This is a genomic window from Streptomyces sp. NBC_00012 (assembly GCF_045040875.1).
Taxonomy (GTDB): Bacteria; Actinomycetota; Actinomycetes; order Streptomycetales; family Streptomycetaceae; genus Streptomyces.
In genome coordinates, this window is the sequence record NZ_CP108309.1 from 3,158,770 (window position 1) to 3,172,497 (window position 13,728).

At 71.7% G+C, this 13,728-nt stretch carries 13 protein-coding genes; 7 read left to right on the forward strand and 6 right to left on the reverse strand.

Annotated elements, in window-relative coordinates:
• Positions 1–69: 69 nt before the first annotated feature.
• Positions 70–1,164, reverse strand: coding sequence for a succinyldiaminopimelate transaminase (gene dapC, locus OHA19_RS14365; RefSeq protein ID WP_405750399.1), 1,095 nt, complete (start codon positions 1,162–1,164; stop codon positions 70–72).
• A gap of 141 nt (positions 1,165–1,305) precedes the next feature.
• Positions 1,306–1,626 carry a ferredoxin gene (fdxA, locus tag OHA19_RS14370; protein ID WP_018956287.1) on the reverse strand — a complete coding sequence of 107 codons (321 nt, stop codon included), beginning with the start codon at positions 1,624–1,626 and terminating at the stop codon, positions 1,306–1,308.
• A 117-nt stretch (positions 1,627–1,743) separates the two neighbouring features.
• Between fdxA and OHA19_RS14375 the strand changes: the two genes are divergently transcribed.
• Together OHA19_RS14375 and OHA19_RS14380 are read left to right on the forward strand one after the other, a co-directional pair.
• Positions 1,744–2,745, forward strand: a complete 1,002-nt coding sequence (locus OHA19_RS14375) for a GNAT family N-acetyltransferase (protein ID WP_405716415.1) — start codon at positions 1,744–1,746, stop codon at positions 2,743–2,745.
• An 18-nt stretch (positions 2,746–2,763) separates the two neighbouring features.
• The gene (locus tag OHA19_RS14380; RefSeq protein ID WP_405716413.1) at positions 2,764–3,612 is read left to right on the forward strand and encodes a tetratricopeptide repeat protein; all 849 of its coding nucleotides are present in this window, start codon (positions 2,764–2,766) and stop codon (positions 3,610–3,612) included.
• 58 nt (positions 3,613–3,670) lie between these two features.
• Here OHA19_RS14380 and OHA19_RS14385 read toward each other — a convergent pair whose 3' ends face one another.
• Both OHA19_RS14385 and OHA19_RS14390 read right to left on the reverse strand, forming a co-directional pair.
• Positions 3,671–5,668: a GTP-binding protein gene (locus OHA19_RS14385; protein WP_405716412.1), complete on the reverse strand. Its 1,998-nt coding sequence runs from the start codon at positions 5,666–5,668 to the stop codon at positions 3,671–3,673.
• A 530-nt stretch (positions 5,669–6,198) separates the two neighbouring features.
• A complete protein-coding gene (locus OHA19_RS14390; RefSeq protein ID WP_405750401.1) occupies positions 6,199–7,440 on the reverse strand; it encodes a hypothetical protein in 1,242 nt (413 codons plus the stop codon).
• 313 nt (positions 7,441–7,753) lie between these two features.
• Between OHA19_RS14390 and OHA19_RS14395 the strand changes: the two genes are divergently transcribed.
• Both OHA19_RS14395 and OHA19_RS14400 read left to right on the forward strand, forming a co-directional pair.
• Positions 7,754–8,473: a class F sortase gene (locus OHA19_RS14395; protein WP_405716409.1), complete on the forward strand. Its 720-nt coding sequence runs from the start codon at positions 7,754–7,756 to the stop codon at positions 8,471–8,473.
• A 121-nt stretch (positions 8,474–8,594) separates the two neighbouring features.
• Complete coding sequence (locus OHA19_RS14400; RefSeq protein ID WP_405750404.1) at positions 8,595–10,103, forward strand: VCBS repeat-containing protein; 1,509 nt, start codon at positions 8,595–8,597, stop codon at positions 10,101–10,103.
• Positions 10,104–10,155: 52 nt separating this feature from the next.
• Here the strand turns inward: OHA19_RS14400 and OHA19_RS14405 are convergent, their stop codons facing one another.
• Positions 10,156–10,704 (reverse strand): hypothetical protein, encoded by a 549-nt coding sequence (locus tag OHA19_RS14405; protein WP_405716406.1) that lies wholly within the window; start codon positions 10,702–10,704, stop codon positions 10,156–10,158.
• Positions 10,705–10,959: 255 nt separating this feature from the next.
• On the opposite strand from OHA19_RS14405, the gene OHA19_RS14410 reads away from it, so the two are divergent.
• From OHA19_RS14410 to OHA19_RS14420, 3 genes are read left to right on the forward strand one after another with little or no spacing between them, the layout of a single operon-like run.
• Complete coding sequence (locus OHA19_RS14410; protein WP_405716404.1) at positions 10,960–11,388, forward strand: hypothetical protein; 429 nt, start codon at positions 10,960–10,962, stop codon at positions 11,386–11,388.
• Positions 11,385–12,080, forward strand: a complete 696-nt coding sequence (locus OHA19_RS14415; protein WP_405716403.1) for a hypothetical protein — start codon at positions 11,385–11,387, stop codon at positions 12,078–12,080. Before OHA19_RS14410 ends, OHA19_RS14415 begins: the two co-directional genes overlap by 4 nt.
• A gap of 9 nt (positions 12,081–12,089) precedes the next feature.
• Positions 12,090–12,947: a transporter substrate-binding domain-containing protein gene (locus OHA19_RS14420; protein ID WP_405716402.1), complete on the forward strand. Its 858-nt coding sequence runs from the start codon at positions 12,090–12,092 to the stop codon at positions 12,945–12,947.
• A 20-nt stretch (positions 12,948–12,967) separates the two neighbouring features.
• Here the strand turns inward: OHA19_RS14420 and OHA19_RS14425 are convergent, their stop codons facing one another.
• The gene (locus OHA19_RS14425; RefSeq protein ID WP_405716401.1) at positions 12,968–13,726 is read right to left on the reverse strand and encodes a DeoR/GlpR family DNA-binding transcription regulator; all 759 of its coding nucleotides are present in this window, start codon (positions 13,724–13,726) and stop codon (positions 12,968–12,970) included.
• Positions 13,727–13,728: the final 2 nt, after the last annotated feature.

The window sequence follows — 13,728 nt, forward strand, 5'->3', positions numbered from 1 at the left end:
GGGGCCTCGGGAGTGCGCACTCCCGAGGCCCCTCGCGTATGCCGGCGGCTCGCGTATGCCGCCGCCCTCTCAGCCCAGCCGCTTGACCGCGGCCGCCACCCGCTCGTCCGTCGCCGTGAACGCCACCCGCACGAAGCGGTCGCCGGCCGGTCCGTAGAAGTCGCCCGGCGCCACCAGGATGCCGAGCTCCGCCAGGTACGCCACGGTCTCCCAGCACGGCTCGTCGCGCGTCGCCCACAGGTAGAGGCTCGCCTCGCTGTGCTCGATCCGGAAACCGTGCGCCTCCAGTGCGGCACGCAGGGCGGCGCGCCGCTGCGCGTACCGGGTCCGCTGCTCGGACACGTGCTCGTCGTCGCCGAGCGCCACGACCGTCGCCGCCTGGACCGGGGCCGGTGTCATCATGCCGCCGTGCTTGCGGATCAGCAGCAGCTCGCCGAGCACCGCCGCGTCGCCCGCGATGAAGGCCGCGCGGTATCCGGCCAGGTTGGAGCGCTTGGAGAGCGAGTGGACGGCGACGATGCCCTCGTACGTACCGCCGCAGACGTCCGGGTGCAGCACGGAGACCGGTTCGGCCTCCCAGCCCAGCTCCAGGTAGCACTCGTCGCTGAAGACCAGCACGTCGTGCTCGCGGGCCCAGGCGACGATCCGGATCAGCTCGTCCTTGGCCAGGACGCGGCCGGTCGGGTTGGACGGCGAGTTGAGCCAGAGCAGCTTGAGCCCGGCCGGGTCCAGCTCCGTCGGGTCGTCGTAGACCACCGGCTCGGCGCCGCAGAGCCGGGCGCCCACCTCGTACGTCGGGTAGGCGAGGCGCGGGTAGGCAACCTTGTCGCCCGCGCCGAGACCGAGCTGGGTCGGCAGCCAGGCCACCAGCTCCTTGGAGCCGACGACCGGCAGGACGTTGTGGTGCGTCACCCCGACCGCGCCGAGCCGCCGCTCCACCCACCCGGTGATCGCGTCACGCAGCTCGGTGGTCCCCCACACCGTCGGATAGCCGGGGCTGTCGGCAGCGGTGACGAGCGCCCGCCTGATCAGCTCGGGCACCGGGTCGACGGGCGTGCCGACGGACAGGTCCACGATGCCGTCGGGGTGGGCCCCGGCCGTCGACTTGTAGGGCGCGAGCTTGTCCCAGGGGAAGACCGGGAGACGGGAGGAGACTGCGGACACGGGACTCTGCTTTCTCGTACGGGGGTCACGCGGGGCACGCACGGGGTCGCGAGACGCTCTCGTCACCCGGGCGTGGAAACACCTCGGTCCCGCACGGTGACGAGCCGTACGGGACCGGGGCGGCGCACGTGCGGCCGTCGGCTACTGGTTCTGCGGCGGCAGCGCGGCGATGAACGCGTGGTCGCGCTCGATCAGGCCCAGCTTGGAGGCACCACCGGGCGACCCGAGGTCGTCGAAGAACTCTACGTTCGCCTTGTAGTAGTCCTTCCACTCCTCCGGGGTGTCGTCCTCGTAGAAGATGGCCTCGACCGGGCACACCGGCTCACAGGCTCCACAGTCGACGCATTCGTCCGGGTGGATGTACAAGGACCGCTGGCCCTCGTAGATGCAGTCGACGGGGCACTCTTCGATGCAGGCCTTGTCCTTTACGTCGACACAAGGCTGCGCGATGACGTAGGTCACGCTGTCGTTCCTCCTCGGTAGGGCGTTGGCTCTCGCGCGGGAGCGCGGCGTCGTCGATGCCCGCCCCTAGTATCTCCGTTCCGGGGCACGAACCGAACAGGAGGGGCGTACAGAGCTGTGGAATTCACCATCGGCGGACAGCTCAGGGTCCGAATCACACCGGCTGACGTGGGCAAACGGGTATCAGTCCGGCGTGTGTGCGAGACCGCCCCACAAGGAGCGACGTTCACCGACACGGTAGGGGTTCTCACATCGTGGGACGATGGTGTGCTTTCGATCACACCGAAGAGCGGTGAATCCGTCCGCATCGCGGAATCGGAACTGGTGGCGGGCAAGGTCGTGCCCGCCGCTCCGGCCCGGCGGCGCGGTCCGGCGGCCTCCTTCGAGGAGCTCGCGGCCGTCTGTGCCCGGGCCTGGCAGCCGGTGGAGAGCGAACCTCTGGGCGACTGGCGGCTGCGCGCCGCGCGGGGGTTCACCCGGCGCGCCAACTCCGTGCTGCCGCTCGGCGATCCGGGCGTCCCGCTCGACGAGGCGCTCGGGCACGTCCGGCAGTGGTACGGGGAACGGGGCCTGCCCGCGTACGTCCAGACCGCGACCGGCGCCGCGGGCACCCAGGAGCTGCTCTGCGCGGAGCTGGAGGAGCGCGGCTGGGCCCGCGAGGTGACGGCGGAGGTACGCACCGGCGGGCTCGCACCGATCGGCGACCTGGACGCTGACGTGTCCCGGGTGCGGCTGAGCCGGGACCTCGACGAGGCGTGGCTCTCCCGCTACCAGCGCTTCGAGACCCCGGGGCCGCACGTCCTGGCGGTGCTGCGCGGCGGCCCCTCGGTGTGGTTCGCCTCGGTGCCCGGTGACGAAGAGGGCGCGGCACCCGCCGCGATCGGGCGGTGCGTGGTGGACGGCCGCTGGGCCGGCTTCATGGCCGTCGAGGTCGATCCGGCGTACCGGCGCCGGGGGCTCGCCACCGCCGTGATGACCGCGCTCGCCCGCAGGGCCCTGGAGGAGGGCGCCTCCGCTGCCTGGCTCCAGGTGGAGACGGACAACGAGGGGGCGCGGGCGCTGTACGAGGGGATGGGCTTCGCGGTCCATCACCTCTACCACCACTTCCGGCCGGCGTGATGGAGGCGGACGGACCCGATGAACCCTGAACCCGCCGGGCGCCCGGACCCGGACGAGCTGCGCCGCCGGTTCGCCGAGGAGGCGCGCGCCGAACGGCCGGACCTCGCGCTGCTCTGCCTGCTGCTGGGCGCGGTGGCCGATCCGGCGCTGGACGAGAACGGGATCGACGCGGCGCAGATCGAGCTGGACGAGCTGGCGGGCCGGCTTCCGTACGGGGTGCGGGGCGGCCGGGCATGGGCCTCGGCGCTGGCCGAGCTGCTGGGTGAGCGGTACGGCTTCGCGGGCTCGTCGGCGGACTACCAGCGGCTGGAGTCGTCGCTGCTGCACGAGGTGCTGCGCAGGCGTCGCGGGCTGCCGATCCTGCTGTCGGTGGTGTGGATCGAGGTCGCGCGGCGGGCGGGCGCCCCGGTGTACGGGGTGGCGCTGCCCGGTCATTTCGTCGTCGGCTTCGGCGATCCGGCCGAGCGGGTGCTGGCCGATCCGTTCGACGGCGGCCGGCCGATGACCGGGCAGGACGCGGAGCTGCTGGTGGCCGGGGCCACCGGGGAGCCGCTGGAGGAGTCGATGCTGGTGCCCGCCCGGCCGCTGGAGATCGTGCTGCGGATCCTGAACAACATCAGGGCCTGGGCGGCGGCCCGTCCGGAGCGCACGGACGTGGCGCTGTGGGCGGTGGACCTGTCGCTGCTGCTCCCCTCGCACCCCGCCAGGCTGCGGTACGAGCGCGCCCAGCTGCTCGTACAGAGCGGGCAGTTCCTGCGCGGGGCGGCCGAGATGGAGGAGTACGCGGACGTGGTCGACGGGGTGGAGCCCGCGGCCGCGGAGGCGATCCGCCGCCGGGCGCGGGCCGCCCGGTCGTTGCTGAACTGAGGGTGGTCCCGGTGACGGGGCGGCGGATCACCGCGCGCCCCGCCCAGTGGGACGGGCCTCAGGCGACCCTGCGTGCCGTACGCAGCAGGTACTCCTTGCGGTTGAGCGGGTCGCGGTCGGTGCGCGGCCGGTCCGGGGCCGTGCCGACGACCGCCCGGTAGGAGTCGAACTCGGACTCCAGGACCCCTTCGCCACGCGTCAGGGCCGGCAGCTGCTGCTGGAGTTCGTGGACGCGGGCCGCCGGGAGCTCTCCCTCCAGCACACACAGGGAACCGCGCACTGCCGGTGTCCCCGGGACGGCGCGCAGCCGGGCGAGTACGGGCAGGACCGGGCCGAGGAGGTCCGCGGGGAGTTCCAGACGGAACCGGTGGATCGGTTCGTGCACCGTGGTGCCCGCCTCCTTCAGCGCGCTCATCAGGACCAGCGGGGTCAGATTCCGGAAGTCCCCCGCGGTGCTCGACATGCTCTTGTCGAACACGGCGTGGGAATGGCTCTGGCGGGGCCAGTAGCCGGAATGCGTCATGGTGACGACGCAGTCGGTGACCCGCCAGCCGTGAATTCCCTGCCGCAGGGTCTCCCCCACCGTCTCCTCCACAGCCCTCATCAGGGAGAAGGGCATCGATCCGAGCTCCACCTCCAGCCGGTAGGCGATACCGCTGCCGACCGGGGCGGGGTCGACCCTGAGACCGATGGTGGCCAGAAAGGGATTTCCGCCCTGGTCGATGATCTCGTGTGCCGCTCCGCTGCCGTTCGGCCGTTCCAGGCAAATGGTCGTGGTCTCGCGGAAGGTGACACCGATTCCGTATTCGTCGGCCAGCGTCGCCTGGATGACTTCCTTCTGCACTTCGCCGTAGAGGGAGACGGACACCTCCTCACGGATGTCGTCCTGCCGCAGACCGATCAGCGGGTCCTGCTCGGCGAGCTGCGCGAGCGCGAAGAGCAGCTCGCCCCGGCTCGCCGGAGGGCTGGGAACCACGACCGATTCCAGCGTCGGCGGGGCGAACCAACGGCCCGGCGGGGCCGCGTCCGGTGCGCCGACCGGATCGCCGATCCGGACGTCCCCGAGCCCCCGGAGCCTCGCGATCCGGCCCGCTGCGACCTCCGCCGCAGGGACGGCCGAGCCCTGGTCGAAGACGCTGATCCCGGTCACCCTGCCCTCGGCGCGTCCGTCGCCCCGTCCGAACGGCAGCCGATCGCGGATCCGTACGGTGCCCGAGAACATCCGGACGTACGCCGTCTTCTCGCCACCCGGTCCGCGCTCCACCTTGAAGACCGTGCCCGAGACCGGACCGTCCGCATCGCCCCGGCTCGCCGGGAGCAGCTCCCTGACCCCGCCGATCAGGGCAGCCACCCCGGCCCCGGTGATCGCCGAGCCGAAATACACCGGATGCGCCAGCGCACGCCCGGTCTGCGCCGACAGCTCCTCGCGGAGCCTGCCGTACGGGAGCGTCGAGGTGTTCTCGACGTACGCGGCCAGGAGCGCGTCGTCGTGGTCGGCGAGCAGCTCGGTCAGCCGGTCGGTGAAGCCGGCGTCGGCGTGGCCGTACGGCGTGCAGCGGGCATCACGGCCGCCCGCGGCGTCGACCGATCCCATGGCGATCACGGCCGGGGTCAGCTTCTCGGAGATGTCCCGCAGGACGGCGTCGCACCGCGCACCACCGCGGTCGACCTTGTTCACGAAGACGATCGTGGGAATGCGCAGGCGTCGCAGCGTCCGCATCAGTACGCGGGTCTGCGCCTGTACGCCCTCCACCGCGGAGACGACCAGCACGGCTCCGTCGAGCACGCCCAGTACCCGTTCCACCTCGGCGATGAAATCCGGGTGGCCGGGGGTGTCGATCAGATTGACCGTGGTGTCGTCGATGGCGAACGAGACGACGGCGGACTTGATCGTGATGCCGCGTTGCCGTTCGAGCGCCAGGGAATCGGTCCGGGTGCTGCCCTTGTCGACGCTGCCGACCTCGTCGATGACACCGGCGGCGTGGAGCAGCCGCTCGGTCAGGCTCGTCTTACCGGCGTCGACATGCGCCAGAATTCCCAGATTCAGCGTGTGCACGAAACTCCATGTCCTCAAGATCGGTGGCAATTCCCGCCTGAATGAACATGTGAGTTCCTCGCATGACCCGCTCCTTCATCGATCGATTTCCGCGGGCGAGTACAGCAGGGGATCCGGGCCCCGGGCAAGCGATTTACCGCCCGAAGGCAAGCAGGTCGGCATGGCGGCGCGTCGCCGGATTCGAGTCCGCCGCCGACGCGGGTCCGGGGGTGTCCGCGCGGAAGTCCAGCGGGTCACGGAGGTCGCACCGCCCGACCGGCACACTGCCCACACCTTTTCAACTTGCCTGCTCGCAGGCGTTGTTGACGGCCATTCGAGGAAGTCCGAGGGGCGGGCCAAGCGGGCGGCTCCACCACGTGGCGGGGCCAGCAAACGGGTGGCGCCCCGTCGCCCAAACCTCACGCGTCGCCGCGTGCAGTCCAACGGGTGATTATCGGCCGCACTCCACCCGAAGAGACCACGGTGTAGCTCCAATGCCGCGTGTCCCAGATGGCGCGAATTCCCATTCCGACTGACGGTGGATCACGTCGCTACTGCGCCACATTGAGTCGACATCCAGTCACTCTTCGCAGTTGCGCTGGAAGGAATGTGTTCAGATGCGCTCTGCCCGCACACTGTTCGCTTCGGCCGCTGTCACAGCGGTCCTCGCCATCACCGGCCCGTCCGCCTACGCCATGGTCGCGTCGGGCGACTCGGGCCACGACAACGGTTACTCGTCCTCGCACGGCGACGACCACGGAAAGTCCGACCGAGGCGGTGACCGCGGCGACCGCGGTGACCGCGGCGGCGATCGCGGCGGAGACCGTGGTGGCCGGGAAGACCACGGCGGCCGTGGTGGCGACCGCGGCGACCGTGACAGGCCCTACGGCGGCGTCCACGCCGGCGGCGGCTTCATGGCCGCGGTGATCGCCGGTGACGAAGGTGGTCGCGGCGGCGACGAGGGCGGCCGCGGCGGAGACGAAGGCGGCCGCGGCGGCGGCCGCGGCGGCGACGAAGGCGGCCGCGGCGGCGACCGTGGTGGCGACGAAGGCGGCCGCGGCGGCGACCGTGGTGGAGACGAAGGCGGCCGCGGCGGCGACCGTGGTGGCGACGAAGGCGGCCGCGGCGGCGACCGTGGTGGCGACGAAGGCGGCCGCGGCGGCGACCGTGGTGGCGACCGCGGCGGCGACGAAGGCGGCCGCGGCGGCGACCGTGGTGGCGACCGCGGCGGCGACCGACCCCGTGGCGGCGTCCACACCGGCGGCGGCTTCATGGCTGCTGTGATCGCCAGTGACGACGAGGGCGGCCGCGGTGGAGACCGTGGCGGCGACGAAGGCGGCCGTGGCGGCGGCCGCGGCGGCGACGAAGGCGGCCGTGGCGGGGACCGTGGTGGAGACCGTGGCGGCGACGAGGGCGGCCGTGGCGGCGGCCGCGGCGGCGACGAAGGCGGCCGTGGCGGAGACCGTGGCGGCTACGGCGACCGTGGCGGCGACCGCGGCGGCCGTGGCGACCACGGCCGTCCGTCCGGCGGTGTCCACGCCGGCGGCGGCTTCATGGCCTCCGTGATCACCAGTGACGACGAGGGCGGTCGCGGTGGAGACCGCGGCGGCGACGAAGGCGGCCGTGGTGGAGACCGTGGCGGCGACGAGGGCGGCCGCGGCGGCGACCGCGGCGGCGACGAGGGCGGCCGTGGCGGCGACCGCGGCGGCTACGGCGACCGTGGCGGCGACCGTGGTGGCTACGGCGACCGTGGCGGCGACCGTGGCGGCGACCGGCCCCGTGGCGGCGTCCACGCCGGTGGCGGCGGCATGGCGATGACCGGTGGCGGCCTGGCCGCCGGCTCGGCGCTGCTGCTCGGCGGTGTCGGCGTCGGCGCGTACAAGCTGCGCCGCCGTCAGTCGGCGGGTGGTGCGATGGCCTGACCGGGCCAACCCTCCAGCCGGTCGTTTCGTTGTCGCGGCCGCTGCCCTTCGGGGCGGCGGCCGCGACGGCTTCGTTTCCCCCCTGATAAGCCCTGGATAAACCCAGCCCCCTCCCCTGCACCTTCCCCGCGCCTCCCCTCCTCGTTCTCCTCCTCAACACCGCACGACCGAAAGGCACGTTCTCATGGCCGCCCCGCAGTCGACCGGCTCCACCCCCACCCGGACTGCCTCCCGAACCACACTGGGCCGCGCCCTGATGTGGCCCGCCGTGACAGCCGGGCTCGGCATGGTCCTGATCTACAACTCCTTCGGCACCCCGGTCGACGACAAGCCGCCGGCTCCGCCCGCAGCCGTCTCGTCCACCGTCCCCGAGGTCCTCGGCTCCCATGCCGCCCCCGATCCCGTCACCTCGTCCAAGGCCACCGTCGGCCCGGCGATGTCGCGCTCCGAGCCGAAGCGGCTGCGGATCCCGGCGATCGGCGTCGACGCACCGTTCACCGATCTGGCCATCGGCGCCACCGGTCAGCTGGACGCGCCGCCCCCCAACGACAACAACCTGGTCGGCTGGTTCAAGGACGGCGCCACCCCCGGCGAGCGCGGTGCCGCGATCGTGGCGGGCCACGTCGACACGATGACCGGCCCGGCCGTTTTCCTCCAGCTCCAGTACCTCCGGCCCGGCGCCAAGGTCGACATCACGCGCACGGACGGCTCGGTCGCCACGTTCAAGGTCGACTCCGTCGAGCAGTTCAGCAAGGCGAAGTTCCCGGACGACCGGGTCTACGCCGACACCAACTCCGCCCAGCTGCGCCTGATCACCTGCGGTGGCGCGTACAACAAGACCGCCAAGGACTACGAGGACAACGTGGTGGCCTTCGCCCACCTCGACACCTTCACGAACGGCTGAACGCAGGCGGTCACCGTTGGCGCGGCACAACCATCCGCCGGGCCGCGAGGTCGTACGGGGCAGTACGGGAGCTCGTTCCGCACTGCCCCGACCGACGTCCCGACCACCGGAGTTGACCGACGTGCCTGTTGTCCCCCACCGCCGCCTGGCGATCGCGACCGGCATCGTCCTGGTCGCCGGAGCCGTCGCGGCCCCCGCCCACGCCGCCGCGAAGTCGCCCGTCACGGCCGCGCAGTCCGCCGTCGCCGCGGCGAGCACCCCGAGCCCGAAGCGGCTGCGCGACGACTTCAACGGCGACGGCCACCCCGACGTCGCCGTCGGCTCCCCCATGGCCGCCCTCGGCAGCACGGAGGGCGGGGCGGGTGCGGTGAGCGTCCTCTTCGGCGGCCCCGGCGGCCTGTCCGCCGCGCACAAGCAGGTGCTGACCTGGCAGGACCGCCCGGGCATCAACAACCCAAAGGACGCCCGATACGGCACGAACCTGCGCAGCGCCGACCTGGACCACGACGGTTACGCGGATCTCGTCGGCCGGCTCCGGGCGACCACGACCGACGGCGACCGGGGCATCGTGCTGGCCGTCAACTGGGGCGGCGCTTCCGGGCTTTCGAAGAACGCCACGCTTCTGAAGCCCGTCCCCGGCGACCAGGGCGACGCCACCGGCGACCTGGACGTGGGTGATGTCGACGGTGACGGCACCACCGACATCGCGGTGGGCGACGTACGGCGCGGCGGCCACGTCCTGCACGGCCCGGTCGGCCGTACCGGCAAGTGGAGCAGGGTCAGCTCGTTCTCCATCGACGGCACCGCCGTGCTCGACACCTCGGAGATCGCCGTCGGTGACGTGACCGGCGACGGCGTGGGCGATCTGGTCATCCTCGGCTTCGGCCCGGACGACCCGTGGCAGCAGCACACGTATCTGCTGAAGGGCGGCCGCACCGGGTTCGCCGCACCGGTCGAGATCAAGGACGCGGACGGTTCGGGTGTCGGCGGCACCGCCGTGGGCATCGCCGACCTGGACAAGGACGGCCACGGGGACATCGTCATCGGCCGAGGCGACGAGTGGGCGCAGTCGGACACCCCGGTGAAGAAGGGCGGCGCGCTGTTCATCTCGTACGGCGGCCCGAAGGGGCGGAGCACTGCTCGCAAGCCCGTCTGGATCAACCAGGACACCGAGGGCGTCCCGGGCACGGCCGAGTTCCATGACCGGATGGGCTACAGCCTGGCGCTGGGTGACACCGACGGCGACGGCTACCCCGACATCGCCACGGGCCTGCCGAACGAGAAGATCAACGGGATCGCCGACGCCGGCCGGGTCCTGGTGTTCAAGGGCGGCCCGAAGGGTGTGAGCGGCGCGGGTTCCAAGGAGTTCGGCCAGTACACGGCCGGGGTTCCGGGTGTCGCCGAGGCGGGCGACCAGTTCGGCGGGGCCGTCGCGCTGGGCGACTACGACGGCAGGGGCCGCGCGGAGATGGTGGCCGGCGCCCCGACGGAGAACAGCGGCAGGGGCGCCCTGTGGATCTTCGGTACGGACGTCGGCGGCATCGTCGCCAAGGGGTCCGTCTCGTTCGGCGCGGCCACGATCGGCGCCCCGTCCGGCCCGTCCCGCTTCAGCGAGACCCTGACGGACTGACGCACCGGCCCCGGGCTGCCGGACACAACCGGCAGCCCGGCCGTCAGCGCCGTCAGCCCCGGACGGCGGGGAGCTTCTCCTCGACCCGTGGGGCGAGTTCGTCGAGGCCCTTGCAGAGGTCCTGCTGGGTGGGTTCGACGTCGGAGACGCCCAGGAACTCCGAGAGCTTCAGCTCGGCGGACGAAGAGCCGTCGATCTCGAAGAGCAGTGCGCAGCCGATGTCCTTGCCGGGCGTCGTGTTCCGCCAGACCCGGCGGCCGTCGACGGCCTTCCGTTCGGCGATCCGCTCCCCGGAGGACGAACCGAGCAGCTCCAGCTCCCGGTCGGCGGACCGGTTCCGGAGCGTGAGGATCAGGACGGTGCTCGCGCCCTCGAAGAACTTCGTGCCCTCCCACATGCAGTCGCCCGAAGCGGTGAGCGGCTTGGCGTCATGGAGCTCGTACTCGTCGAGTTCGTCCGCCGTGAAGAAGTCGCACGGCTTGATCTCCGCGATGCCGGAGGGCCGCGGCGGAGGCGGCTCCGGGTCGGACGAGCATGCGGAGAGCGCGCCGCACACGGTCATCAGCGCGACGCAGGCGACCAGCAGATCCCGACCCCTCATCCACCCACTCCTCATGGCTCCTGGTGTCCCGCGGCGGGTCCACCGTAGCGAACTCCCGTTCCTCCGAACCAGGTTATGAGCATCCCGGCATCTCGCCGCCCCACCCGTCCCACCCGCCCTGCCGGGCTCCCGGAGGAACCGGTATCGAAAATCGATGCCGTCGTCGCAAATACGTGCCTACCGTTGACAGCTCGGGGTAACTACCCTTTCTGGACTGGTTGTTGGGACGGAAGACACGCGACGGGGGATGTACCGATGTCCGAACTGTTCAATGTTGCAGGCCAGTTGATTCCCTACGTGAGCGGCTTCGGCGCCTCGGTGCTCGCCACCGCCCAGTCCCGCGCCGCCGAGAGTGTCGTCGAACGCGGACGGCTCCTCATCGACCGCGTGGTGTTCCGGCGCGGTGACGACCCGACGGACGGGATCGAGGACTCCCCCGAACGGCAGGCCCTCGCGGGCGCGCTCGAAGGGCTGCCGGAGGCCGATCGGATCCGGCTCGCCGAGGCCGTCGGGCTGTGGCTCGAATCGGGGGCGCGTGGCCAGGACGCGCTCTGGGCCGTGCTGCGCGGCCCGGCCGGCACCGAGTTCCGGACGGAGGCGCACGGCACCCACGCGGTCGCCATCGGTCAGAACATCGGCGACATCAACATCGGGAGAGCACCGGGCGAGGGCGGCGACCGATGAGCAGACGCCAGGGCAACCGGGTCAGGAGCACGGGCGACAACACGGTCACGATCGGCCAGCACATCGGCAACATCATCATCAACCTGTTCGCCGGGCCGCGGGGATGGAACTGGCCACCGTTCCTGACGGTCGTCGCCTTCTGGATGCTCGCCTACGTGTACCGGGCCGAGGGCCCGCAGAGTCAACTCTGGCTGATGTACGGCACGTTCATCGCGGCCGTCGCCCTCACCGTCGTACGCATGCTGGCGGACACGGAGAAGAAGGCGCTGCGTGCCGTCGTCACCATGCTCGCCCTGGCGCTCACCGCCTTCGCCTCCGCCCGCATGCTCGATCTCCGCGAGAAGGGGGACCTCCTCGTCACCGCGACGACCACGATCGAGCCCTCGACCCCGCTCGGGGACGGCGGGAAGTCCGTGGTCACGGTCCGCGCCGAGGCCGAGCGCAGCCATTTGCGACTGGTCCTGACCGTGACCGACGGTGCGCCCGGCGCCCAGTACTGCGAGCCGGAGACCACCGTCGACGTCGGGCTCGCGGGCCGGAGCGAGGCCGAGATCCCCCGTGCGCGCTCCGGCGAGTCGGTGGAGCTGGCACTCGGCGGCAGGACGAAGACCGCCAGGGCTCTCGTCACCGTGCGCACGTCGCCAGGCTGCCTGATGAGGGTGTCCGTGACCAAGGCCGTACTGTACGACTGAGAGGACCCCATGTTCACAATCCGCCGGACGGCGGCCCTCGTCTCCGCGTGCGTGCTCCTGCTCACGGCGACGGGCTGCGGCAAGGACGAACCGCAGTTCATGGGCAAGGACCGGATCAACGTGGCGATGGTCAACGACCTCCCCGGGCTCACCAGGACGAAGAACAACACCCGCTCCGGCTTCGATCAATTGCTCGTGCAGGAGATCAAGAAGGCCATGGGCATCAAGACGCTCACCCAGTTCGACGTCTCCACCGGGGAGCGGGTCACGGCCATCGAGGACAAGCGCGCGGACCTCGCCGTCTCGGCCTTCTCGATCACGAACGACCGGATGAACAAGATCGACTTCGTGGGTCCCTACGCGACGACCTGGCAGGGCTTCCTGGTCGGCAGACAGGGCGCCGGCGCCAAGGAGCTCGACGACTTCAGGCACAAGACCGTCTGCGCCTGGGAAGGATCCACTTCCGAGGAGCAGCTGCGCCGCCAGGGGATCGACCCGCTCGTCCTCGACGACGCGTCCGACTGTTTCGAGGCACTCACCGACGGACGCGCGTACGCGCTCTCCACCGACCAGCTGATCCTCTACGGCTACGCGCAGTTGTACGAGGACAAGGGTGTGCGGGTGGTGCCCGGAGCCACCTTCGGGGCGCCCCAGCATTACGGCATCGGACTGCCCAAGGGACAGCGTTCCGAGTGCCGCCGGCTGCAGAAGTTCCTCAAGGAGTTCGTCGAGAGCAACGACTGGATCACCGGCATCCAGGCCAACCTTCCGCTGCTCGTCAGGGCCGAGCCGGACTGGATCGACCGTACGAAGCCCAGCCCGGGTTCGATAGACGCCCGGTCCTGCCGGGACGAGCCGAGCCCCTGATCCCTCTCCCGCACCAACTCTCAGCCGGCCGCCAGGACCTCCACACCACGCGCCGTGAGCTGCTCGACGACGGCGTGGCCGGGCTCGGCGTCGGTGATCAGTCCGCTGATCTCCGCCCAGGGCAGGACGCGGAACCGTGAGGCCGTGCCGATCTTCTCGGACGAGGCGAGGACGTAGGTGTCCGCGGCCCGTGCGGCCAGGGCGCGCTTCATGGCGGCCTCCTCGGCGTCCGCGGTGGTCAGCCCCGCCTCCGGGTGGACGCCGGTGACGCCGAGGAGGCAGAGGTCGGCCGAGACGTTCTGGGCGGCCTCCACCGCGGCGGCACCACAGGCGACCGCAGAGTGCTTGAAGACGCGGCCGCCGAGCAGGAAGACCTCGGCCCGTGGATGGCCGAGCAGTTCGACGGCGATCGTCGGACTGTGGGTGATCACGGTGCAGGCCAGATCGTGCGGGAGCGTGCGGGCGACGGCGAGGGCGGTGGTGCCGCCGTCCAGGATCACGGCGCTGCCCGGCCGTACGAGCGCGGCGGCCGCCGCCGCGACCTTCTGCTTGCCGTCGGGAGTGACGGTCTTCCGCGCGGCATAGTCCGCCACGGCCGGGGAAACGGGCAGCGCTCCGCCGTAGACGCGGTGACAGAGCCCCTCGGCGGCGAGGTCGCGGAGGTCGCGTCGCACGCTGTCCTCGGAGATGCCCAGCTCCGCGGCGACATCCTTGGCGATGATCTTGCCCTCGCGGGCGAGCAGGCCCAGCAGGTGGTCGCGCCGTTCAGCAGCCAGCATGC

Excerpts from the sequence above, each read along its gene's own strand:
- OHA19_RS14410 (WP_405716404.1), top strand. The coding sequence starts at position 10,960 with ATGTCCGAACTGTTCAATGTTGCAGGCCAGTTGATTCCCTACGTGAGC.
- OHA19_RS14395 (WP_405716409.1), top strand. The coding sequence starts at position 7,754 with ATGGCCGCCCCGCAGTCGACCGGCTCCACCCCCACCCGGACTGCCTCC.
- OHA19_RS14380 (WP_405716413.1), top strand. The coding sequence starts at position 2,764 with ATGAACCCTGAACCCGCCGGGCGCCCGGACCCGGACGAGCTGCGCCGC.
- OHA19_RS14405 (WP_405716406.1), bottom strand. The coding sequence starts at position 10,704 with ATGAGGGGTCGGGATCTGCTGGTCGCCTGCGTCGCGCTGATGACCGTG.
- OHA19_RS14425 (WP_405716401.1), bottom strand. The coding sequence starts at position 13,726 with ATGCTGGCTGCTGAACGGCGCGACCACCTGCTGGGCCTGCTCGCCCGC.
- OHA19_RS14415 (WP_405716403.1), top strand. The coding sequence starts at position 11,385 with ATGAGCAGACGCCAGGGCAACCGGGTCAGGAGCACGGGCGACAACACG.
- OHA19_RS14420 (WP_405716402.1), top strand. The coding sequence starts at position 12,090 with ATGTTCACAATCCGCCGGACGGCGGCCCTCGTCTCCGCGTGCGTGCTC.